The sequence below is a fragment of the Allocoleopsis sp. genome, from assembly GCF_036703385.1.
GTDB lineage: Bacteria > Cyanobacteriota > Cyanobacteriia > Cyanobacteriales > Coleofasciculaceae > Allocoleopsis.
Genome location: NZ_DATNPA010000705.1, coordinates 1 through 18,404 on the forward strand (window position 1 = coordinate 1; position 18,404 = coordinate 18,404).

Below are 18,404 nucleotides of genomic sequence, written 5' to 3' on the forward strand. Positions count from 1 at the left end.
GCCATCACTTTCGCAGAGAGTTCAGGGCTGTGGAATATGAGGGCTTGCCATTTCCTAACTAATCGAGCAATATGTCAGGCATCACCGAAACATCCCTAAAGCTTATTGAACAGAGGTGCAATGTGAATACACCATCGGGATTCCGAGAGGACGTTTCTTGCCATTGGCTTTTGGGATGTAAACTCTCCGCGTTGGTTTGACTTGATCCATTTTCCATTCTTTGACAAGTTTCACGCGCTGGCTGGGGGTGTTTAGCACCTCCTTATCTACCCCTGCTGTGTGCTTTCCGTCATTGACTTGCGTGATTTGTCTGACACTAAGCAATAGATTGGCGTGGCTTTTGATTAACAGCTTTTGCAGCCTGCGAAGCTGCTTAAACTGCCCAAGTTTTCTGGCACGGAAGATTCTATGACGTAAATTCCTAACAACTTTTCGGGCTTGCTTCCAGTTGACCTGTGACCAGTCCGTAAGTTGTCCGTTGACTCCATTTATCAGGCTTGCGCTTGACATCTAACTTTTGTCTCCGTTTTGGTTTTGTTGTCGTCGTCTCGTCCGTATAAGACCCAAGAGAAGTCTGCTTTTCCTTTCGGTCAGGGGCAAATCTTGAACCCCTATCCTCCGCATTACCAGAGGCGTTCGCTTTTCCTCTCATCTTCTGCCCTCCAGAGATTTCCGTCTTTGTTACCTCAGACCTACTCATCGGTTCGACCTATCCTTGAGACTCTGTAGGGTTTACCCTGTTGTATTGCCTAGTTTTTCTAACTGGTGAGGATGGGTGACTCTTCTGCGACGGGGGTTGTGTTCTTACGTTCATTAGAGCGTCAAACTAATGAGCCACCCGTTTACCTTTTGGTCAGAGCCTATCAGGACTAATTTGGCTCTTTCGTGGATAACGCAGTTTAATCATCACCTTAGACTATGTTCATCCTTCCAGTCTCCCTCTTGCTCCTAACCGCTTAAGTCCTAGCAGTTTTGGTTACTTTTGGGGCTTGCATACCGTCTATTTCGTTACCTACTCGGACGTAGCCAGACTCGGTGAGTCCTCTCCATGAGGGTCTGGGGTAAGAATCCCAGAGGAGAATCGGTTCTCCATACTAAGCAACCTGTTCAGGTCGCGCTGACGCTCCCACGTTAAACGCTATGCGCTGTAACGTGGGCTTCTAGGGTCACCCCTAAAAGTTCCTGTTTCATCGCCTGTCTATTGACTAAGGCTCCGCAGGCTGGTGCCGTGAGACCCACGGCACTTAAAGCTTTGTGCAGGATATTGCTCGCTGCATTCTCGTCCCTGTCCATCTGTAGACTACATTTGGGACATTCATGGAGACGAACAAAGAGAGTTTTCGGTACCTTTGTACCGCAACCCGAACAATTCTGCGAAGTGTTGTGAGGATTCACTTGAACCAAATGGACTCCGTATTTGACTACCACTGATTCCAGGATGGTGATGAATCTGCCCCAACTCACATCGTAGATAGATTTAGCCAATCGGGTTCTAGCTAAACCACGAATGTTTAGGTCTTCAACTGCGATTAAGTCAGAGTTGCGACATAACCAATGAGCTATTTTGTCATGAAATATTTCCCGCTGACGAGCGATTCTTTGATGAATTTTCGCCACGCGGGATTTGGCTTTAAGAAGGTTCAACCAACGTTTCCATGCTTTATCTAATCTCTGAAGGTTTATTGGCTGAACCTCAGAATAGATGTTGGCATACATCTGGTCATTTCTTTCCCTCCGGACGTACAAGTCAGTACACTGGTGGGCAATCTAAAAACAGTATCCAGCCGACTAATCCGTAAAGAATTTGCCGACTGGATATCTAAGTTCTACAAGAAACCTGTATTCTGGTCAGGTGCTTATTTCGTCGCTAGTTGTGGCGGTGTCACACTTGACCATCTTAAACAATATGTTGAACAGCAAGCTGCGCCACGCAGTTAAACCCTGACCGCAATTCCCCTCTCTTCCTACCTACGGATCTGGACGGGAGACCCCTTGCGGAAGAATGTTGGAAAATTACAAAAATCCGCTCTAAGTATTGGGGTTTGATACCTATACCATTATCTTGGATACCGAGCAACCAATGGTCATCTTGGGGGTAGCTTGGATAACAACAGATGGGGTGGCTTCGCCTCGAAATTTAAGAGCGTTGGCAATCAGATTTTGGAACAACTGCGCCATTTGTTGAGAATTAGCCTTAACTGTCGGCAGTGGTTTAACCGTAATCTGTGCGTTGTTTTCTTCAAATGTTGCCCCCTGAGTCACGGTAGACATTTCTGGTAATAAGATATGTCCGCCACTGGTCGCCAATGGGGACGGTTTCTTCAACGGTTTCGGCTTCGCCTTTAGAGAGGACTCTTTGTTCGTCTGCTTGGAATCGGGCACATACATCAGATGGAAACAGCGAATCATCGTCTTGCCCAATGATTTCCGAGGGTTGTTTATTGAATTGATTCGCTGCCGCAAGGTTCATCAATTGATAGCGACCCTCTTTGTCTTTAACAAAGAGCGGGTGAGGACTAGCATCAATGGCACTTCGTAGCATGTTGTAACTTTCCTGCAAGGCTTTCTCTGTTTTTTGAATAGCAAGAAGTTGAGCGTGTCCGTTTTCCCAGCGGTTGACTGTGGTTTATACCACTCCTAAGCGGGTAGCAAACTGTTCCTACGTTAGACCGGTTTCGACGCGGATGTCGCGAATAAGGTTACCGATCGCAGGTTGCTTGATTAGCAACAAGTTTTTTGTAGGCATCTGTCTTGAGCCATAGCGCACGCTATGTTATTCGCTATACAGTACCTTTTAGAGCGTTAAACTTTGAACGGGAAATATACTGAAAACATATTCAAGTAACTTGATGCTGTATTGAGGAAATTCCGGTTGACAAAGTAAAATTCGTGTGTATAGATGCCTTTTACTTGTCTAGCTCAGGCTTTTTGTAGCTCCTGAAAGTTGCTTTGCGGTTAGCGATCGCGCTTTCAGGGAAAAGTTTTCACGATCCCAATGTTCGCGGAGAGTATTATTGCTCACTTTCCGCATCCTCCACTGTCACACTCGGTTTTTACGGGATTTGGGAAACAAGGTTGGTCAATTTTTATACATCAAACGGGGAAATTGGACTTGCGATCGCAAGTCCAATTTCCCCAAACTCCCAAAATTTGTAGTATTACACTTCAGGGTGCGGAATGTGGGTTGTTGCGTAAATGTTAAATGGCTGATAGACGCTGACGCCACCCCATCTTCGCTTAGGGATTAGGCTTGCTATTCTTTGGACTAGGCTTGTTGGAAGGAGTTGGAGACGCGGCAGGAACTCCTGACTTTGAAGGAGATTGCTTTGCTGTTACCTTAATAAAATCCTTACGAATCCACCCCTGAGTACCTGAGCGAGGGAAGCGCACCTTATACCAGGTAGAACCATCAGCGCCAGCTTTTTGCTCAACGACCTGTACTCGTTCACCAACTGTACCGTATCCTAGACGCTTACTCGATGTAGAGGGAGCGGAGCGGAAGTTGATTCGTGATTTAGGGTTAGTAGCGGTTAAGACAGCCTCTGAAGCAGATGTTGTGGTTTTTGCTGTGGGACTAGCCTTCGGGCTGGGACTAAAGCTAGGAGAGGGACGAGTATCTGCCTTGGTGCGAGGAGCGTTTTGAGAAGTTGTTTTTGTCGTGGGGCTAGCCTGAGGGGTGGGGCTATTACTAAGAGAGGGACGAGTATCTGCCTTTGTGTTAGAAGCATTTTGGGCAGTTGCTTTTGCCGTGGGGCTAGCCTGAGGGCTAGGGCTACCACTAGGAGAGGGACGAGTATCTGCCTTTGTGCTAGAAGCGTTTTGGGCAGTTGTTGGGGAGGTGACTGGAGTTGAAGAACCTATAGTCTCATCTGGAAGCGGCTTTACCTTGATTGCTAGTGGTTCTGGTTGTTGAGGTTTGCAACCAATTACCAAAAGCAGCAGTAAAGTAATCAGCCAATGACTTTTCATGGAAGTCCTCTTTCCTAAATTGCTACAACCAGCGTGTTCAGCCCAGTCGAAAAGCAAGTCCCGTACTGGGACAAGAGCAATATTCATGCCAAATTAACGCCAACCGTTTTCAGCTTGCTCTAGTACATAAGCAGCTACGTCTTCTATCTCTTTTGCGGTTAAGCGGTCTTTGTACGCCGACATATTGTTTTTACCATTTGTTACTAAAGTTGCGATCGCATCCTGAGAATCCACATGATTTCTGTTTAAAGCTTTTAGCTTCAGTGTCTTGCCACGCCTGACAATATTGCCGCCATTGGCATGACACCCAGCACACTGGACGCTAAATATTTTTGCACCATTGGCGGTATCGGCGGCTAAAACGGGTGAATTGAATACGAAACTTAAGGCAATTAGCAGGATGATGGCAAAAGTTTTCATTCGGGTTCAATATTCAATATAGGTTTTTCAGGGCACGATCCTATCGTTCCCCTACCGTAGGGTATATGCAACTGATACCATTTTGGATGCAAGGATTTTAGATTTTCGATTGCACAAGCCTTCTGGAGGCAAGGGTTGCAATATAGGATCTGTTGCATCCTCTGTTTCAATTGGCATGAGATGATCAGCCTCGTACTAACTGCCGACTGAGGACTGATATGAATCGCCGTCGCTATTTTTTACTATTCATAGCACTGTGGCTGATTGTACTTTCCTGGTGGGGAGTGGCGGCGGCGCGGACTGGGTTGGTTGTGCGTTCTCTAGAACGAGATGGAGTTCCACTGCTGTATGTTGCTCCCCAGAAGGCCAAAGATGTACCCGGTGTTTTGGTAGCACATGGTTATGCGGGTTCCAAGCAATTGATGCTCGGCTACGCCTATGTTCTAGCACACGCGGGGTATGGTGTAGTGCTGGGGGATTTTGCGGGTCACGGGGGGAACACAGCGCCTTTAGAGCGATTTTCCCTTGAACAAGATTTAGACGTGGCTTATACTGCCCTGATCGAGCAACCAGAGGTTGATCGCACTCGTTTAGCACTGTTAGGTCACTCGATGGGAAGTGGGGCGGTGATGTCTGCTGGTATTCGTGATGTCACGCGCTTTGCTGCCACTGTTGCCATCTCCCCAACGGGGGCTTTAGTTACGCCATCTGCACCGCGCAATCTCCAGCTACAGGCAGGAACTTGGGAAGGTAGCTTCATCAGGAATGCACAGCGAATTCTAGCATCGGCGGGTGGAGAAAATCAGAACTTGAGCGGGGGAAAAGGGCGATCGCTAATTATCATCCCCAATGCCGAACATATCACCATTCTCTTCCGCAATGCCAGCCACCAAGCCGCCCTCCAATGGCTCAATGCTACATTCAAATTGTCACCCAGCAGCCACTATATTGACCGCCGGATGCTTTGGTATGGCTTGCATCTGGTTGCATGGCTAATTCTGTTAGGTGCCGTTGCCCCTGTCTTAACTAAACTAGCTCCTGAAAGCGAGGTGAAGATACATCCGTTTAGAAGTTGGGGAGGGTTACTCCTCGCCCCCTTTCTGGCAGGTGGTGCCCTTCTATTGCTGAGTCGCGTGATTAAAATTGCCAGTTTAGGTGGCTTGCAGGTAGGTGGTGCGGTGGGGATTTGGTTCTTCGTCGCGGGTATGGTTTGGCTGGGTGTCCTGTTTCGCTTACCTCGCCCTACAGGACGTGCTTTGGGGATAGGGATACTACTATTTATCTTATTTTGGGTTGCCTTTGGAGCGATCGCACAAGTCGTCTGGCTTCAGTGGTGGCTGATTCCAAGACGCTTGATACTTTGGCCCTTGCTGTCCTTAGCCTGCTTCCCCTGGTTCCTCGCCTCAGGGATTGCACAACAGAACACTGGGTTATTCAAACGAGTAGCGTTTTGGCTATGGCAAAGTCTAGCGTTGGTGGGAGGGTTCATCTTGGTGCTTTATCTAGTGCCCGAACTCGGCTTCATCTTCCTTTTATTGCCCCTATTTCCCCCACTCATGGCGATTCTCTCATTTACCGCAGGTGTACTGAACCAGGTATGGAGCTATGCTTTGGGGAGTGCACTGTTCTTTGGCTGGATGATTGCAGCGGCTTTTCCTCTGTCATCTTAAGCTGCGTGTAGCTGTTGGATGCAGCAAACCTTGCTGGCTGGTTAGAGCGATCGCTTAGTGCCGCCCCCAGATATCCCCCTTTTCGAGAATAAGCTGAGTAGTAAAGCGGTTCCTATCCCCCAAGCACCATTAACCAATAGACCCGTGAGCATTGCCGCAGGCTGGAAACCTCCTGCGATCGGCTGATTTTTGAGTGGTGCGACGAGAAACCAAGCCACTAGAGTGGGAGCGATCGCACCAAACAGCAGTGCGCTAATCCAGTAACTCTTGTCTTGGCGAAAGCGAGGCGCAATTGTCACGAAAACAAGACCCCAAACCCCTCCCCAGAATGCTGATGACCAGATTTGTGGAATTCCAAACGGCTGTGTCGGCGCAGTTGGAAAGGGAGAACGCGGCGTGAGATTTACTCCATGCAGCAGTGCCAGCATACCTTGATGGAAGATGACAACAGCAAGAAAGCCTGCAATAAATGCCAGGATAAATCGAGATAAAGCAGAATTCTGGCTCATAACAGCAAAGAGACTTGCTATCTACAATCCAACTTTATAGAAAACTGAATTACTTAAAACGTTTCTGTTCACTCTGATAACGCAGCAATTCCCCAACGAAAGCAACTGCACCTGATAACAAAATCAGAATCACACTCAAGGCATTGATATCTGGTTTAACACCTGTTCGGATGCGGCTAAAAATTTCCATCGGTAAGGTTGTTGCCCCCGTGCCTGCCGTGAAGCTGGCAATGAGAAAGTCGTCCATACTCAGGACAAAAGCAATCAGACAACCGCCGACAATGGCTGGCATCAATTCTGGCAGCAAGACTTTGAGAAAAGCTTGGAACGGTGTTGCGCCTAAATCTAGAGCCGCTTCTTCCAGGTGAGGGTCGAGGCCAGAAATTCGTGCAGATACATTGACTGCCACATAAGAAATACAAAATACCACATGAGCAGCGACAACTGTCCACAAGCTCAGGGGTACAGCAATGACGGCTAGGAAGACAAGAGTGGCTACTGCGATCGCAATATCAGGGACAATCAACGGCAGGTACGAGATACCCCGGTACAACGTCTTACCCGGAAAGCGATAACGGGCTAAACCTACTGCCATGAACGTCCCCAGCACCGCAGAAATACCGACGGCTAAGAGTGCCACTGTCAGACTGTTTTGCAGTGCTGTGAGGATGCGCGAGTCGTCAAATAGTTGTGTATACCACTTCAGGGTAAAACCCTTCCAATCCGCGCTGTAAGCCGAATCATTGAAGCTATAAAACGTCAGTACCAGGATAGGCAGGTACATATAAAAAAACATCAACGCCGAGAAAACGGCCTGCCAAGACACGTTGAGTTTAGATTTAGATACCAGCATATCGACAGGGATATCCTCCTCCTGTTGATACGAGACTTTGTCTGTCATTAAATCATCCCCCGAATTGCTGTCGTAGCTCTTAGATATCGCTATCCTCTAGTTTAGGGAACAGGGGGGATGGAACCGCAACCAGCCTATTTCTCTAACTCCAGGGAAAATGAGTCAACCGTAAGTATCTAGCTGTGCGTCACCACCTAATCCCCGTAGATGGTGAGCATGATTCCGGCACCAAAAAGAGCTGCAAGTGCAATGGGTATAGTAGCAGCCGCTTCCATCAAGGTTGGGAACAGAACATAAACCGCTGCTATAGCCAGTGCAATATCCAGGATTATCAACAAGATTTTAAACAATTTCATGGTTTGGTAGTAAATGCTTCTCCAAACCATCTTTCTGTGGCTGTTCACTCTAGTCGGGATAATTTTTGATCAAGGTACAAATCGCACGAGAATGCCCTTGGCAATTTTCTGTTCTAGAGGCTTGTGTGAGAGCAAGCCTGAAAAGACTCGACGCAATACCCAGCGACTAAAACGGGGCAATAGCGATCGCATCAAGTTTTGCAAGACTATGTGCAATATCAACGCCATGAATAGCAGTGCCAGTAGCAGCCAGGGATTCACCTCGATCAGCAGGGGTACGAAAGGAAGAGCGATCGCAGCTACAATCAGCCACGCTAAGGCTCCAGCCAGTCCATTCACATGCAGAACTGCCTTGATACGCAGCTGACTCAGGAGTTGATCGATTAGCCAATAGTGAGCCGCAGCAATTTGGCGACAAAAGTCGGGATGTTCCAGACAGTCGTTCTTAATCTGGTGCAAAATCTCTCCATCTATGGAAATCACACTCCGCATCAACGCCTCGGAGTGAGTACCCTGTAGATAGTACGTGTAAAAGGTTAAGTCTGACTGGAGGTTGTTTTCTGAATCGATGAGAGCGTAATAGCGTAAATCTGCCAGAAGTTTGGGGGCAATATAAAGGCGGCGACCGAGCTCTTGTGCATATTGAATGCGTTGGAGAACGTCTTGATCTAAATTGAAGCGAATGCTGTGAAATATCACGCGAGAGCGAGTAATTTGCTCTTGCTCAAATTGGATATAGGGCTCTAAATCGAGAGCGTTACGCTTCCAAGACTTATTGAACTGCTTTCGGGAAATAGAATGCGGCACGGGAAAATTTCTCTATCCTTACCCTTGCGGTTGCGATGAATCTCAGGGAGACCGATCCTTGCCAGAACCCCATTGCAGCGACGCCTGCACCAAACCAATGACAAACTCTAGCAATCCGCGCCACTGTTTTTCTCCGGCTGTGACGCCCTCTTTGTGAATTTGGAGAATGACATCCCGATGAGGATGGTGAAAAATTTCTTGAGGGTAGCGGTTAATCACATCACCATCTAGCTGAATCACAGTTTGAGCATAAATCATATCTGTAGTTACCGCTTTTTGCAAAACTTCGGGTTTAACATAGCCCGGTTGCTCGGCTTGTTTGCTGTGTAGTGCCTTGTTTCGACTATCCAGTGCGGTTTTTAGTTCGCTAACCTTGCGTAAACTGCGTAAGAAACGGCAGCTTCTGAGAACTCGTTGGGCTTTGAAAATCTCTTCGGGATTGGTGGGAGTGATTGGGTCTGGTAGTCGTGTTTGGATGTGGTGCAATTCTAGGGTTGGATCGGTGAGAATTTGGTTTTCCCCTATGGTCGAATCTAGAACCGATGGATCGTAAAACTCCGAGGATGGGTCGCTCAAGAGCAATGCGTACTCAAGTTCTAGGCTTTTGCGTAACTCCAGGTAGCGATCGCGCAACGATTCGTGAATTCCCTGCTGTTCCAAATAGTCCTGCGAGATGGGGTAAATGTCCCGATAGGCTTCCCACGCAATGAACTTTTCTCCAGTAATCTGCTCAACGACCATTGTGTTCACTTCTAGCGCCGTGATGTCGATGAGCACTTCTCCCAAAGATTGCAAAAATTCATTCAGGTTTCGATTCAAACCAGAATTAACAGGTCTGCTGTGGGGTATGGGTAAGTCTGTAGTCTTTTTCCGCTTTCGGTTTTGAGTCTTGATCATCGCCGTCAACCTACCTACTTCTAGCTATTCTGGTTTGGGGAGCGACTTGGAGGGGGTGGGGGTGGCACTCTTTTGCCATCAGACTTGGGTTTAGCGATCGCGTCCTCCTCTTGACCTGCCAGTGTATCAAAAGGGTTGTCAGAAACGCTGGGCTCAAACTCCTCTGGCAAAGCTGAATCTGTAGAGAAGTCGGACTCCACGCTTTCATTGCGATCGAGCTTGTTCGTCTCCAACTCAGCGGATTTCCAATCCTCCAGGGTTCCAGACAAGTCAATACCCGTGCCTGTATGGCTATTTCTTTCTAACGAGGATGGAGAGGGTTCGAGGTCTTCATCGGTAAAGTCATCCCAATCCTCATTCTCTTCTAAGTCCGAGCCCAACCCACCAAGCGGCGGTGTTGCAAAGGGGTCTGAGTCTTCCACTAAGTCTCCCCAGTCCTCATCCTCTGAGATCTCCAAAGACTCCATATCAACCACGGGTGCCTCAAATACAGGCTCTGACTCTTCCATCACCCAATCATCCCACTCGTCATCCTCTTCCAGATCCAAGGACTCCAAATTGGGAATGGGTTTGTCTAACTCAGTGTCCGGTTCGTCTTCAACCAAGTCTCCCCAATCCTCATCCATTGAGGAGCTTGGGGTTTCCAAGTTCTGTTGTGCTACGATTGGAGGCGATTCAAAATCCTCCCGCCTCAGAGTTTCCCAAGCCTGATTTTCAAATTCGTTTGATTCCCTTGGTTCAGACTTCGGTTCTGCCTCCATGAAGTCCCCCCAGTCCTCATCCAGCGGGGAAATTGAGGCTTCAAGGTTCTGCTGTTCTAAGGTTGGAGGAAATTCAAAGTCTTCTCGACTGATGAGGCTTTCCCAATTCTGATTGTCGAGTGAATCTGATTCCCGCCTATCAGGCTGTGAGGTGTCCTCAACCAAGTCCCTCAAATCCTGATCAATTGGGACGTTGGCGGCTCCCAGGTTCTCCTGTTCTGAGGCTAGGGGTAATTCAAAATCTTCCGGCTGGAGATTTTCCCAAACCTGATTCTCTGGTGAGCCTAATGCCCCCCGCTCAGACTCCGGTTCGTCTTCAACTAAATCATTCCACTCCCAATTCTCGCGAAGGTCTGAGTCCGAAGCCTCTGGGGTCGGTGGCGGTGCGACAGGTAAAGACTCCAGTAAATCTAAGACCGAGTTATCCCAATCATCATCCTCCTCCTCATCTATTTCCTCATCCAATACCGGGGCTTGCTCTGTCCCTGGCGTCAGGGACGAAACCGGTAGTTCAGCGGAAGGGGAGGGTTGTTGGGCAATATCTTCCGTTGTTACGGTGACTGGACTGACAAGGGTCTCTATTAGTGTTGCCTCTGGAGGTTCGGCGACTAATCCAGCGTCAGGGATTTCTTGTGCTGTTGCGGTGTCTGGGCTGACAATCGCATCTGTCACCGCCGTCTCTAGGGGTTCGACGACTGACCCAGCGTCACCTATATTCTCAACCGGGGGTAATCGCTGACTTTCCGCATCCAATGATTCGGGCTGAATCAAAGGAGGTGTTGTATCTGGATAATGCAGAGCCACTAAAACCTCGAATAGCTTTTGCAAACTCTTGAGGTTGTTCTCAATTAACTGACTGCCTTCAGCCACCTGCTCAAGGTGGAATTGCTTCAATTCCCGGTAGCGACCGTTGCCGATAAACTCTTCGCCAATCTCGTGTTCGACCTCTCCCTCAATCATATTGATGCGGGTACGCAGGCGATGACCGGGTTGGGCTTCGGATATCTCAACATCCTCTTCTGAGGGAACCCAAGTCGTAAATTTCAACTCAACTGCTTCGCTGAGTGCCAGAGCCAGCGCCTCAGGTATGTTACCCGCCTTAAGTTGTGCTTTAAAGTCATCGCTAGACGCCATATATTATAGTATCCCCACTGAAATCGGCGGTTCGCAGGTCAAGAAACTGCCTAAAATTTTTCCGTAATTGTCAAGTTTTACTGTATATTTTCCGGATTGGACGGAGGGAGGACAGAATTTCCATCCCCAAGCCGGTGTGATGCCTGTGGCAGATGGGTTAAGGTACTGGTCAGAACAGTAAATAGCTGTTGCAAGTTTTCCAAGTTGTGCTGAATAATTTGGCGTCCTTGTTGAACTTGCTCCATGTGAAATTGCCGCAGTTCGGTATAAGGACCATTGCCAATGAACCGACTGCCAACTTCCGTGTCGATCGCACCCTCTACGATATTCATCCGGGTACGCATTCGGCTATCGGGAGCGGGTTTTTCCGAGTCTGCGGATTTCGTCGCCTCTGAGTTCTTCGATGAGGATACCCAGGTTGTGATTTCCAACTCAACGGCTTCACCCAGTGCCAGGGTCAGGGCATCGACAATCCTTCCTGCCTTGAGTTGTTCTTTGAAGTCGTCGCTGATTGCCATAAGGTTTTGCTTGCCTCAAGCGATGAAGATAGCTTGCATCTTAGACTAGAAGTGCCTTGACTATAGCAAACCTCTGCCCCTCCTTAACAATTTTCATCTTTCAAATCCTACTGTCAACCCGACAGCGACTGGCTATTGTATCATCTGTGTGTTGAGCCTAGGTGAGCTGCTGCAATCGGGCATGGCAACTAGTCCAAACGCTTTGACTCATCGCCAGAAGTCGGTGGCATCATAGCCCAACTGCCTCAGCATGTGGCGCAGAAGCGGTAGGCTTAGACCAATAACATTGCTGTGGCAGCCTTCCAGCTTTTCCACAAAAAGTCCGCCTCGACCTTCCAAGGCAAAGCAGCCAGCACAGGTAAGGGGTTCACCCGTCTCCACGTAAGATTGAATGGCGCGATCGCTCACATTGGCAAAGTACACATTTGTGGTGCCGTGGCGGACGACGGTTTTGTTTTTAGCGACATCAATCAAGGCATGACCGGTGTACAGTACGCCCATCGTCCCTCGCATCTGTTGCCAGCGTGCGATCGCTTCTTCTGCATTAGTCGGTTTTCCATGAATCTCGCTTCTTACACTCAACACCGAATCACAGCCCAAAATGAGAGCCTCGCTAAATTGACTCGCGACAGTCTCGGCTTTTTTCAGTGCAAGAGCCTCCACCAAAGCCACTGGGTCACTTAACTGTACTTGAGATTCATCAAAATCACTTTGGCAAACCACTGGTTCAATCCCAGCATTTTGCAACAAGCGTCTGCGAGCAGGCGAAGCGGAGGCTAATACAAACGTTGGGATATGCATAAACTTCATAAATTGAGGACGCTTTGGTCAGAGACAGTCAGTAGGTAGACTCAAATAAACTACATTTCGTAGTTGTGTTTTAGCGCTAAAGGGCAACTACAAGCCCTAAACCATCTTTAGTTTAATTATGTCTACCTCAGTTAGTTCACCTCGCTAATTAGCAAAAATCCGTTTTGAGGAAATGCTTAGATTAAGACTACACAATTAACCACCGTTACTATGCAAGTTCACGCATCTGCTTCTGATACCAATGTGATTGGAGAAAGTGGCAGATGTGGGTAGGAGCGAATGGCAAGAGAGTCCCTAAAAAGGGTTGATCTATCGTAAGGTCACTATAAGTCGGTATGAGATATTAAAGACTATGCTACCTCTTGGTTCCAAAAGTGTTAAAAAGGTTCCACTTCGCCTTGTTCTGGTAGTGCCATTTGTGCTACAAATCTCGACCGCCGTGGGGATAGTGGGGTATCTCTCCTTCAGAAACGGTCACCAGGCAGTCAATGACCTTGCTCATCAGTTAATGAATAAAGTTAACAGACTCGTCGATCAGCATCTTGATACATACCTGGCAACGCCTCATCAAGTTAATCAGATTAATGCCGATGTTATAGAACAAGGACTGCTAGACACAGGAGACTTGCAAGGTATAGGGCATTTTTTCTGGAAACAAATGCAACTGTATGATTTTAGCTACATCAACTATGGGCTGGTAACTGGCGAATACTCAGCAGCTGGGCATTTGGAGGGCGATGTTAAGGTTTCCCTGAGTGAAACGTCGCCCAATACCAAGGGAAAAAACTACAATTACGCAACAGATAGCCAGGGAAATCGCACTAAGATGATCGCGGTCTATGAGGACTACGATCATCGAACAGAAGCTTGGTATATCGATGCCGTTCGGGCTGGGAAACCTGTCTGGAGTCAAGTTTACCTGTGGGATTCAACTCCCGAATATGTCGCGATCGCTGCAAGCCGTCCCATCTACGACGACACCAATAAGCTTATCGGTGCGGTAAGTGTCGATCTCCTCCTATCAAATATCAGTGATTTCTTGCGCAAATTAGAAGCTAGCCCGTCAGGAAAGACCTTTATTGTAGAGCGCGACGGGCTAGTGATCGCTAGTTCAAGTTCCGAAAAACCCTTTACTTTAGTGAACGGCAAAGCGCAACGACTCAATGCCTTAAAAAGTAGCGATCGCTTGATTCAAGCGACAACCCAGTATTTAGAGAAAAAGTTTGGCAACTTTAAGACTATTAAGGACAGCCAAGAACTTGATTTTCAGTTCAAAGGTGAGCGTCAGTTTGTCCGGATAACACCTTGGCGTGACAAATTTGGTCTGGATTGGTTAGTAATAGTTGTTGTTCCAGAAAGCGACTTCATGGCACAAATCAACGCCAATACCAATACCACGATTTTGCTGTGTCTAGGAGCATTGGCGCTGGCTACAGGGTTGGGAATTTACACCTCCCGCTGGATTGCTCAACCTATCCTTCGTTTAAGCGCAGCAAGTAGCGAAATCGCCTCTGGCAACCTTGAGCAAACAGTAGACATTAAAGGCGTCAAAGAACTCAGCATTTTGGCGCAATCCTTTAACCGCATGGCAGGACAACTACAGGAGTCTTTCACGGCTCTGGAGAAAACGAATGAAGAGTTAGAAAAGCGAGTTGAACGGAGAACGGCTGAGTTAAAAAAAGCCAAAGAATCTGCCGATGTCGCCAACCAAGCCAAAAGCGAATTTCTAGCAAATATGAGCCATGAACTTCGTACCCCTCTGAACGGAATTCTCGGCTATGCACAAATTCTGCAACGGGATAAATCTGCCACGCCTAAACAGCAGGATGGACTCAGCATCATTCACCAGTGTGGCTTCCACCTCCTAACACTGATTAATGATATTTTAGATATTTCCAAAATCGAAGCTAAAAAACTCGATTTCTACCCCACAGCTTTCCATTTTGAAACATTTTTGTTAGGTATCAAAGAAATCTGTCGTATCAAAGCTGAACAAAAAGAAATTGATTTTACCTATCAGATACTTAATCGCCTCCCTTCTGCCATTCATGCCGACGAAAAACGTCTGCGTCAAGTTTTAATCAACCTTTTAGGCAACGCGATCAAGTTTACTGACCAAGGTGGCGTGATGTTTAAAGTTGGTGTAGTAACTGACTCTCCAGAATTTATTCATCCGTCAGAAGCAGCAGATACAGAACCACAAACCGCTAATAGCCAACAACCCATCATTCACAAAATTCGCTTTCTAGTTGAAGATTCCGGGGTTGGTATGAACTCAGAACAATTGGATAAAATATTTTTACCTTTTGAGCAGGTGGGAGATAGCGCACATAAAGTAGAAGGCACTGGCTTAGGGCTGGCAATCAGTCGCAAAATCGTAGAAATGATGGGCAGTGACATCAAAGTCGAGAGTACCTATGGGAAAGGTAGCAAGTTTTGGTTCGATCTCGACTTAAGGGAATCAACAAGCTTTATCGAGCCAGCTTCTTTCAAATCCAGACAAAGCTTAGTGGCTTACCAAGGAGAAAAACGGACGATTCTAATTGTAGATGACCGTTGGGAAAATCGCTCGGTGATTGTCAATATGCTAGAGCCGATCGGCTTTGAGGTTATTGAAGCCGGGAATGGGCAAGAGGGTTTGGAAAAAGCCCATGAATATCAAGTGGATGTGATTATTACTGACCTAGCAATGCCTGTTATGGATGGTTTGGAGATGTCCCAACGACTGCGAGAGTCAGAAGAATTGAAAGATATCATCATTATTGCTTCGTCTGCTAGTGTATTTAGTTTTGATCGCCAACAGAGTCGGCAGGCAGGCTGTAATGATTTTATTCCCAAGCCCGTGCAAAGCGAAGAATTACTCAACCAATTACAGCATTATTTAGGCTTAAAGTGGATTTATGAAGCCCAGGAAGAATGGGCGAACCAGACTCAGGAGACTGCTATCCCAATGAGCGAAATGGTAATCCCTCCAAGGCAAGAGCTAACGGCTCTACATAAAGCGGCGAGAAGTGGATATATTCTAGACATTAAAGCAGAGGCCAACCGACTTAAGCAGGTAGACTCCCAATATGCCGCATTTGCTGACAAAATTATAGAACTTGCTGAAGCATTTGAAGATGAAGCGATTGTGAAATGGGTCACTCCATACCTCTCTTAAGTTCAAATATGAAAATTATTCAACAAAATTCTATTCTAATTGTTGATGATACTCCCACAAACCTTAAAGTTCTTTTCGAGCTTTTGAGTGAGTCTGGCTTTAAAGTCTCTATTGCTAAAAGTGGCGAAAGCGCACTGGAAAAAGTACAAGAAGCATTACCCGATTTGATTTTATTAGATGTGATGATGCCGGGAATTGATGGATTTGAAACCTGCCGTCGCTTGAAAGCCGATCCGAGAACTAAAGATATTCCAGTGATTTTTATGACCGTACTCTCTGAAGTCCTGGATAAGGTCAAAGGATTGAAACTAGGGGCTGTTGACTATATCACGAAACCGATAGAACAAGAGGAAGTTTTAGCCCGCATTACTGTTCATCTTGAACTTCGTAAAGCTCAACTACGGCTGGTGCAAGAAGAGAAAATGTCTGCCTTAGGACAACTGGTTGCTGGAGTTGCCCACGAAATTAACAATCCTGTGAATTTTATATATGGGAATTTGTCTCACGCTCAGCGAGATGTTGATGATTTGCTGAAATTATTGCATCTGTATCAAGCTTATACCCCTGAACCCATTCCAGAGATTCAGACTTATTCGGAAGAAATTGATTTAGACTTCCTCGAAAGTGACCTCCCTCAACTCATCCATTCGATGCAGGTGGGAGCCGAGAGAATTTTGGAAATCGTGCGATCGCTGAAAATTTTCTCCCGTCTGGATCGGACAAAATCTCAACCCGTTAACTTGCATGAGCTGATTGATAGTACCCTGATGCTCTTAAGCAGCCGTCTACGATCCAAGTCTCAGCATTCAGATTTCCGGCGTCCAGATATTGAGGTGGTTAAGGAGTATGGGGAGTTACCCTTTGTGGAGAGTAACGCAGGGCAACTTAGCCAGGTTTTTATGAATCTCCTGACGAATGCGATTGATGCCATTAATGAAAAGTTTGAGAATGGGGAAAACATTCAAACCATTCAAACAGCCCAGACCCAAGACTTTATTCCCAGAATTATCATTCGTACAGAAATCACGCCAGACCAGCTAAACGCGGTGATTCGGATTAAAGATAATGGGATAGGAATGACTGAGGATGTACGCCAGAGGATGTTTGAACAATTTTTTACGACTAAACCTGTGGGTCAAGGGACAGGTTTAGGCTTATCGATTACCCGCCAAATTGTTGTTGTCAAGCATGGGGGAACCCTAGAGGTCAATTCGACACGGGGAGAGGGTTCAGAATTTGTCATTACCCTTCCCGTGAAGTTTGAGCATGATTGAGGGGGACGTTTAATATACAGAAAACGATTTAACGACTTGCTCTAGTACATTCCGCATCTTATTCCAACGTTTCTCTGTAGTCGAAGCATTGAACGTAAAGAGTTTGCCACGACTCACGGCAACAGCAGCGAGGTTATGCCGTTCTTGGTTAGGAAGCTTGACATTGTATTCCAGAAGATAATAGGTCTTATCACCAGACTCACGCGCTTCGGCATTCACCAATTCTGCTTTTCGACCCGAATCCGGAGGCGCGATCGCATTTTTTTGCAACTGGTACCCGACTTCCCCCGGCGTTCCTAATTCTTGCAAGGTTTTCCCGCCTGGTACCTCACTGAACACGACACTGACATTTTCCGTCCGCTCAACCAAATCGCGGAACACAATATCTGGCCCATTAGTCACTTGGACTGGTACCCAACCATTAGGATAGAGAAACTCATAGCCGTCAAGGCTATCCACATAGCTCTTCAATCCGCTGACGCCGGTAGTGCATCCATGTAAACCCAGGCTCAACACCAGCAGCAGTAGTGCGGCAATTGCTTTGAGCATCTTTCTCTCCGTTGAATCCAGCTGCTCTATTTTCTCATCTTTAGGGGACTGTGCTGGGTTAAGTTGTTGGATAAAAAAATTGTGTTTTCTGGCGTTCTATCATATTCATTACACGGCTTTTAATCTGTTCTTAAAGATTGGAGCTACGGAATTCGGCGTGAGTTGAGAGTTTTAACGGCGTTCACTCAAAACTTGAGTTAACGACTTAAGCAAGAATGCTGTGTTAGAGGAAACTTATGAACCAGACTTATCGAATACTCGCTGTTTTGGGATTTGCCACAATACTAGCTGGACTGCCTGAAATGGTCTATGCCCAGTTTTCCCCTTCTCGCTCGCTGGTTGCAGCCCAGCAAGAGAAACAGACGAGCGCTGTGGACTTGTATAACCGAGGTGTGGATAAACTTAATGCTGGTAATTATCAAGGAGCGATCGCGGACTTTAATCAGGCTTTGCAAATCGACCCCAACGACGCGGATACTTACTATAACCGGGGCTACGCCCAGCACACTCTAGGCCGCTATGATCAGGCGCTCGCCGACTACACACAAGCGATTCAGCTTAACCCCAAGTTTGCCCAAGCTTACAGCAATCGAGGCTATACCTATTTTGTTTTAAAGAATTACCAGCAAGCGATCACTGATGCGACGAAAGCCATTGAGCTCAATCGCGACAGTGACAACGCCTATGTAAGCCGGGGTAATGCTCACGATGAACTCG

20 protein-coding genes and 1 pseudogene are annotated in these 18,404 nt (G+C 47.1%); 5 read left to right on the forward strand and 16 right to left on the reverse strand.

Annotated features, from left to right (window positions below; all coding sequences use genetic code 11):
- Positions 1–102: 102 nt before the first annotated feature.
- The 3 genes from V6C93_RS38610 to V6C93_RS33130 all read right to left on the reverse strand — a co-directional run bounded on the left by V6C93_RS38610 (position 103) and on the right by V6C93_RS33130 (position 1,716).
- Entirely contained in the window at positions 103–510 is a 408-nt protein-coding gene (locus V6C93_RS38610; protein ID WP_349262921.1) for a reverse transcriptase N-terminal domain-containing protein, read from the reverse strand.
- A complete protein-coding gene (locus tag V6C93_RS33125; RefSeq protein ID WP_333480944.1) occupies positions 422–700 on the reverse strand; it encodes a hypothetical protein in 279 nt (92 codons plus the stop codon). Before V6C93_RS33125 ends, V6C93_RS38610 begins: the two co-directional genes overlap by 89 nt.
- 431 nt (positions 701–1,131) lie before the next feature.
- The gene (locus V6C93_RS33130) at positions 1,132–1,716 is read right to left on the reverse strand and encodes a transposase (RefSeq protein ID WP_333480945.1); all 585 of its coding nucleotides are present in this window, start codon (positions 1,714–1,716) and stop codon (positions 1,132–1,134) included.
- Here V6C93_RS33130 and tnpA point away from each other — a divergent pair.
- Positions 1,711–1,938: pseudogene (gene tnpA / locus V6C93_RS33135) on the forward strand (IS200/IS605 family transposase); the annotation flags it as partial. The gene V6C93_RS33130 and the pseudogene tnpA sit on opposite strands and share 6 nt — an antisense overlap.
- Positions 1,939–2,049: 111 nt before the next feature.
- On the opposite strand, the gene V6C93_RS33140 reads toward tnpA, so the two are convergent.
- From V6C93_RS33140 to petJ, 4 genes are all read right to left on the reverse strand, one after another.
- Positions 2,050–2,271: a hypothetical protein gene (locus tag V6C93_RS33140; protein WP_333480946.1), complete on the reverse strand. Its 222-nt coding sequence runs from the start codon at positions 2,269–2,271 to the stop codon at positions 2,050–2,052.
- Entirely contained in the window at positions 2,240–2,560 is a 321-nt protein-coding gene (locus V6C93_RS33145) for a PAS domain-containing protein (protein ID WP_333480947.1), read from the reverse strand. The genes V6C93_RS33140 and V6C93_RS33145 overlap by 32 nt, the downstream gene beginning before the upstream one ends.
- Positions 2,561–3,237: 677 nt before the next feature.
- The gene (locus V6C93_RS33150) at positions 3,238–3,969 is read right to left on the reverse strand and encodes an SH3 domain-containing protein (protein ID WP_333480948.1); all 732 of its coding nucleotides are present in this window, start codon (positions 3,967–3,969) and stop codon (positions 3,238–3,240) included.
- A 93-nt stretch (positions 3,970–4,062) separates the two neighbouring features.
- On the reverse strand, positions 4,063–4,389 hold the full coding sequence (gene petJ, locus V6C93_RS33155) for a cytochrome c6 PetJ (RefSeq protein ID WP_333480949.1): 327 nt from the start codon (positions 4,387–4,389) through the stop codon (positions 4,063–4,065).
- Between the two features lie 218 nt (positions 4,390–4,607).
- On the opposite strand from petJ, the gene V6C93_RS33160 reads away from it, so the two are divergent.
- A complete protein-coding gene (locus V6C93_RS33160) occupies positions 4,608–6,059 on the forward strand; it encodes an alpha/beta fold hydrolase (RefSeq protein WP_333480950.1) in 1,452 nt (483 codons plus the stop codon).
- 41 nt (positions 6,060–6,100) lie between these two features.
- Here the strand turns inward: V6C93_RS33160 and V6C93_RS33165 are convergent, their stop codons facing one another.
- The 8 genes from V6C93_RS33165 to V6C93_RS33200 form a co-directional block, all read right to left on the reverse strand.
- A complete protein-coding gene (locus V6C93_RS33165) occupies positions 6,101–6,568 on the reverse strand; it encodes a hypothetical protein (protein WP_333480951.1) in 468 nt (155 codons plus the stop codon).
- A 49-nt stretch (positions 6,569–6,617) separates the two neighbouring features.
- Positions 6,618–7,469 carry an ABC transporter permease gene (locus V6C93_RS33170; RefSeq protein ID WP_333480952.1) on the reverse strand — a complete coding sequence of 284 codons (852 nt, stop codon included), beginning with the start codon at positions 7,467–7,469 and terminating at the stop codon, positions 6,618–6,620.
- Between the two features lie 146 nt (positions 7,470–7,615).
- Positions 7,616–7,777: a hypothetical protein gene (locus V6C93_RS33175; protein ID WP_333480953.1), complete on the reverse strand. Its 162-nt coding sequence runs from the start codon at positions 7,775–7,777 to the stop codon at positions 7,616–7,618.
- A 69-nt stretch (positions 7,778–7,846) separates the two neighbouring features.
- Positions 7,847–8,584: a hypothetical protein gene (locus tag V6C93_RS33180; RefSeq protein ID WP_333480954.1), complete on the reverse strand. Its 738-nt coding sequence runs from the start codon at positions 8,582–8,584 to the stop codon at positions 7,847–7,849.
- A 42-nt stretch (positions 8,585–8,626) separates the two neighbouring features.
- Positions 8,627–9,481 (reverse strand): hypothetical protein, encoded by an 855-nt coding sequence (locus tag V6C93_RS33185; protein WP_333480955.1) that lies wholly within the window; start codon positions 9,479–9,481, stop codon positions 8,627–8,629.
- Between the two features lie 20 nt (positions 9,482–9,501).
- Positions 9,502–11,376 carry a hypothetical protein gene (locus V6C93_RS33190; protein ID WP_333480956.1) on the reverse strand — a complete coding sequence of 625 codons (1,875 nt, stop codon included), beginning with the start codon at positions 11,374–11,376 and terminating at the stop codon, positions 9,502–9,504.
- Between the two features lie 77 nt (positions 11,377–11,453).
- On the reverse strand, positions 11,454–11,894 hold the full coding sequence (locus V6C93_RS33195) for a hypothetical protein (RefSeq protein ID WP_333480957.1): 441 nt from the start codon (positions 11,892–11,894) through the stop codon (positions 11,454–11,456).
- Between the two features lie 207 nt (positions 11,895–12,101).
- Positions 12,102–12,695, reverse strand: coding sequence for a nucleoside triphosphate pyrophosphatase (locus tag V6C93_RS33200; RefSeq protein ID WP_333480958.1), 594 nt, complete (start codon positions 12,693–12,695; stop codon positions 12,102–12,104).
- Positions 12,696–13,122: 427 nt separating this feature from the next.
- On the opposite strand from V6C93_RS33200, the gene V6C93_RS33205 reads away from it, so the two are divergent.
- Entirely contained in the window at positions 13,123–15,864 is a 2,742-nt protein-coding gene (locus V6C93_RS33205) for a response regulator (protein WP_333480959.1), read from the forward strand.
- 8 nt (positions 15,865–15,872) lie between these two features.
- Positions 15,873–17,138, forward strand: coding sequence for a sensor histidine kinase (locus V6C93_RS33210; protein WP_333480960.1), 1,266 nt, complete (start codon positions 15,873–15,875; stop codon positions 17,136–17,138).
- 9 nt (positions 17,139–17,147) lie between these two features.
- Here V6C93_RS33210 and psbP read toward each other — a convergent pair whose 3' ends face one another.
- Entirely contained in the window at positions 17,148–17,687 is a 540-nt protein-coding gene (psbP, locus tag V6C93_RS33215) for a photosystem II reaction center PsbP (protein WP_333480961.1), read from the reverse strand.
- A gap of 236 nt (positions 17,688–17,923) precedes the next feature.
- On the opposite strand from psbP, the gene V6C93_RS33220 reads away from it, so the two are divergent.
- A partial coding sequence (locus V6C93_RS33220; protein WP_333480962.1) for a tetratricopeptide repeat protein occupies positions 17,924–18,404 on the forward strand: 481 nt, incomplete at its 3' end.

Bases quoted from the DNA above. Each gene is read 5' to 3' on its own strand.
- V6C93_RS33150 (WP_333480948.1), bottom strand. From the start codon at position 3,969: ATGAAAAGTCATTGGCTGATTACTTTACTGCTGCTTTTGGTAATTGGT.
- V6C93_RS33210 (WP_333480960.1), top strand. From the start codon at position 15,873: ATGAAAATTATTCAACAAAATTCTATTCTAATTGTTGATGATACTCCC.
- psbP (WP_333480961.1), bottom strand. From the start codon at position 17,687: ATGCTCAAAGCAATTGCCGCACTACTGCTGCTGGTGTTGAGCCTGGGT.
- V6C93_RS33175 (WP_333480953.1), bottom strand. From the start codon at position 7,777: ATGAAATTGTTTAAAATCTTGTTGATAATCCTGGATATTGCACTGGCT.
- V6C93_RS33170 (WP_333480952.1), bottom strand. From the start codon at position 7,469: ATGACAGACAAAGTCTCGTATCAACAGGAGGAGGATATCCCTGTCGAT.
- V6C93_RS33200 (WP_333480958.1), bottom strand. From the start codon at position 12,695: ATGCATATCCCAACGTTTGTATTAGCCTCCGCTTCGCCTGCTCGCAGA.
- petJ (WP_333480949.1), bottom strand. From the start codon at position 4,389: ATGAAAACTTTTGCCATCATCCTGCTAATTGCCTTAAGTTTCGTATTC.
- V6C93_RS33125 (WP_333480944.1), bottom strand. From the start codon at position 700: ATGAGTAGGTCTGAGGTAACAAAGACGGAAATCTCTGGAGGGCAGAAG.
- V6C93_RS33160 (WP_333480950.1), top strand. From the start codon at position 4,608: ATGAATCGCCGTCGCTATTTTTTACTATTCATAGCACTGTGGCTGATT.
- V6C93_RS33165 (WP_333480951.1), bottom strand. From the start codon at position 6,568: ATGAGCCAGAATTCTGCTTTATCTCGATTTATCCTGGCATTTATTGCA.
- V6C93_RS33130 (WP_333480945.1), bottom strand. From the start codon at position 1,716: ATGTATGCCAACATCTATTCTGAGGTTCAGCCAATAAACCTTCAGAGA.
- V6C93_RS33195 (WP_333480957.1), bottom strand. From the start codon at position 11,894: ATGGCAATCAGCGACGACTTCAAAGAACAACTCAAGGCAGGAAGGATT.
- V6C93_RS33185 (WP_333480955.1), bottom strand. From the start codon at position 9,481: ATGATCAAGACTCAAAACCGAAAGCGGAAAAAGACTACAGACTTACCC.
- V6C93_RS33190 (WP_333480956.1), bottom strand. From the start codon at position 11,376: ATGGCGTCTAGCGATGACTTTAAAGCACAACTTAAGGCGGGTAACATA.
- V6C93_RS38610 (WP_349262921.1), bottom strand. From the start codon at position 510: ATGTCAAGCGCAAGCCTGATAAATGGAGTCAACGGACAACTTACGGAC.
- V6C93_RS33140 (WP_333480946.1), bottom strand. From the start codon at position 2,271: ATGTCTACCGTGACTCAGGGGGCAACATTTGAAGAAAACAACGCACAG.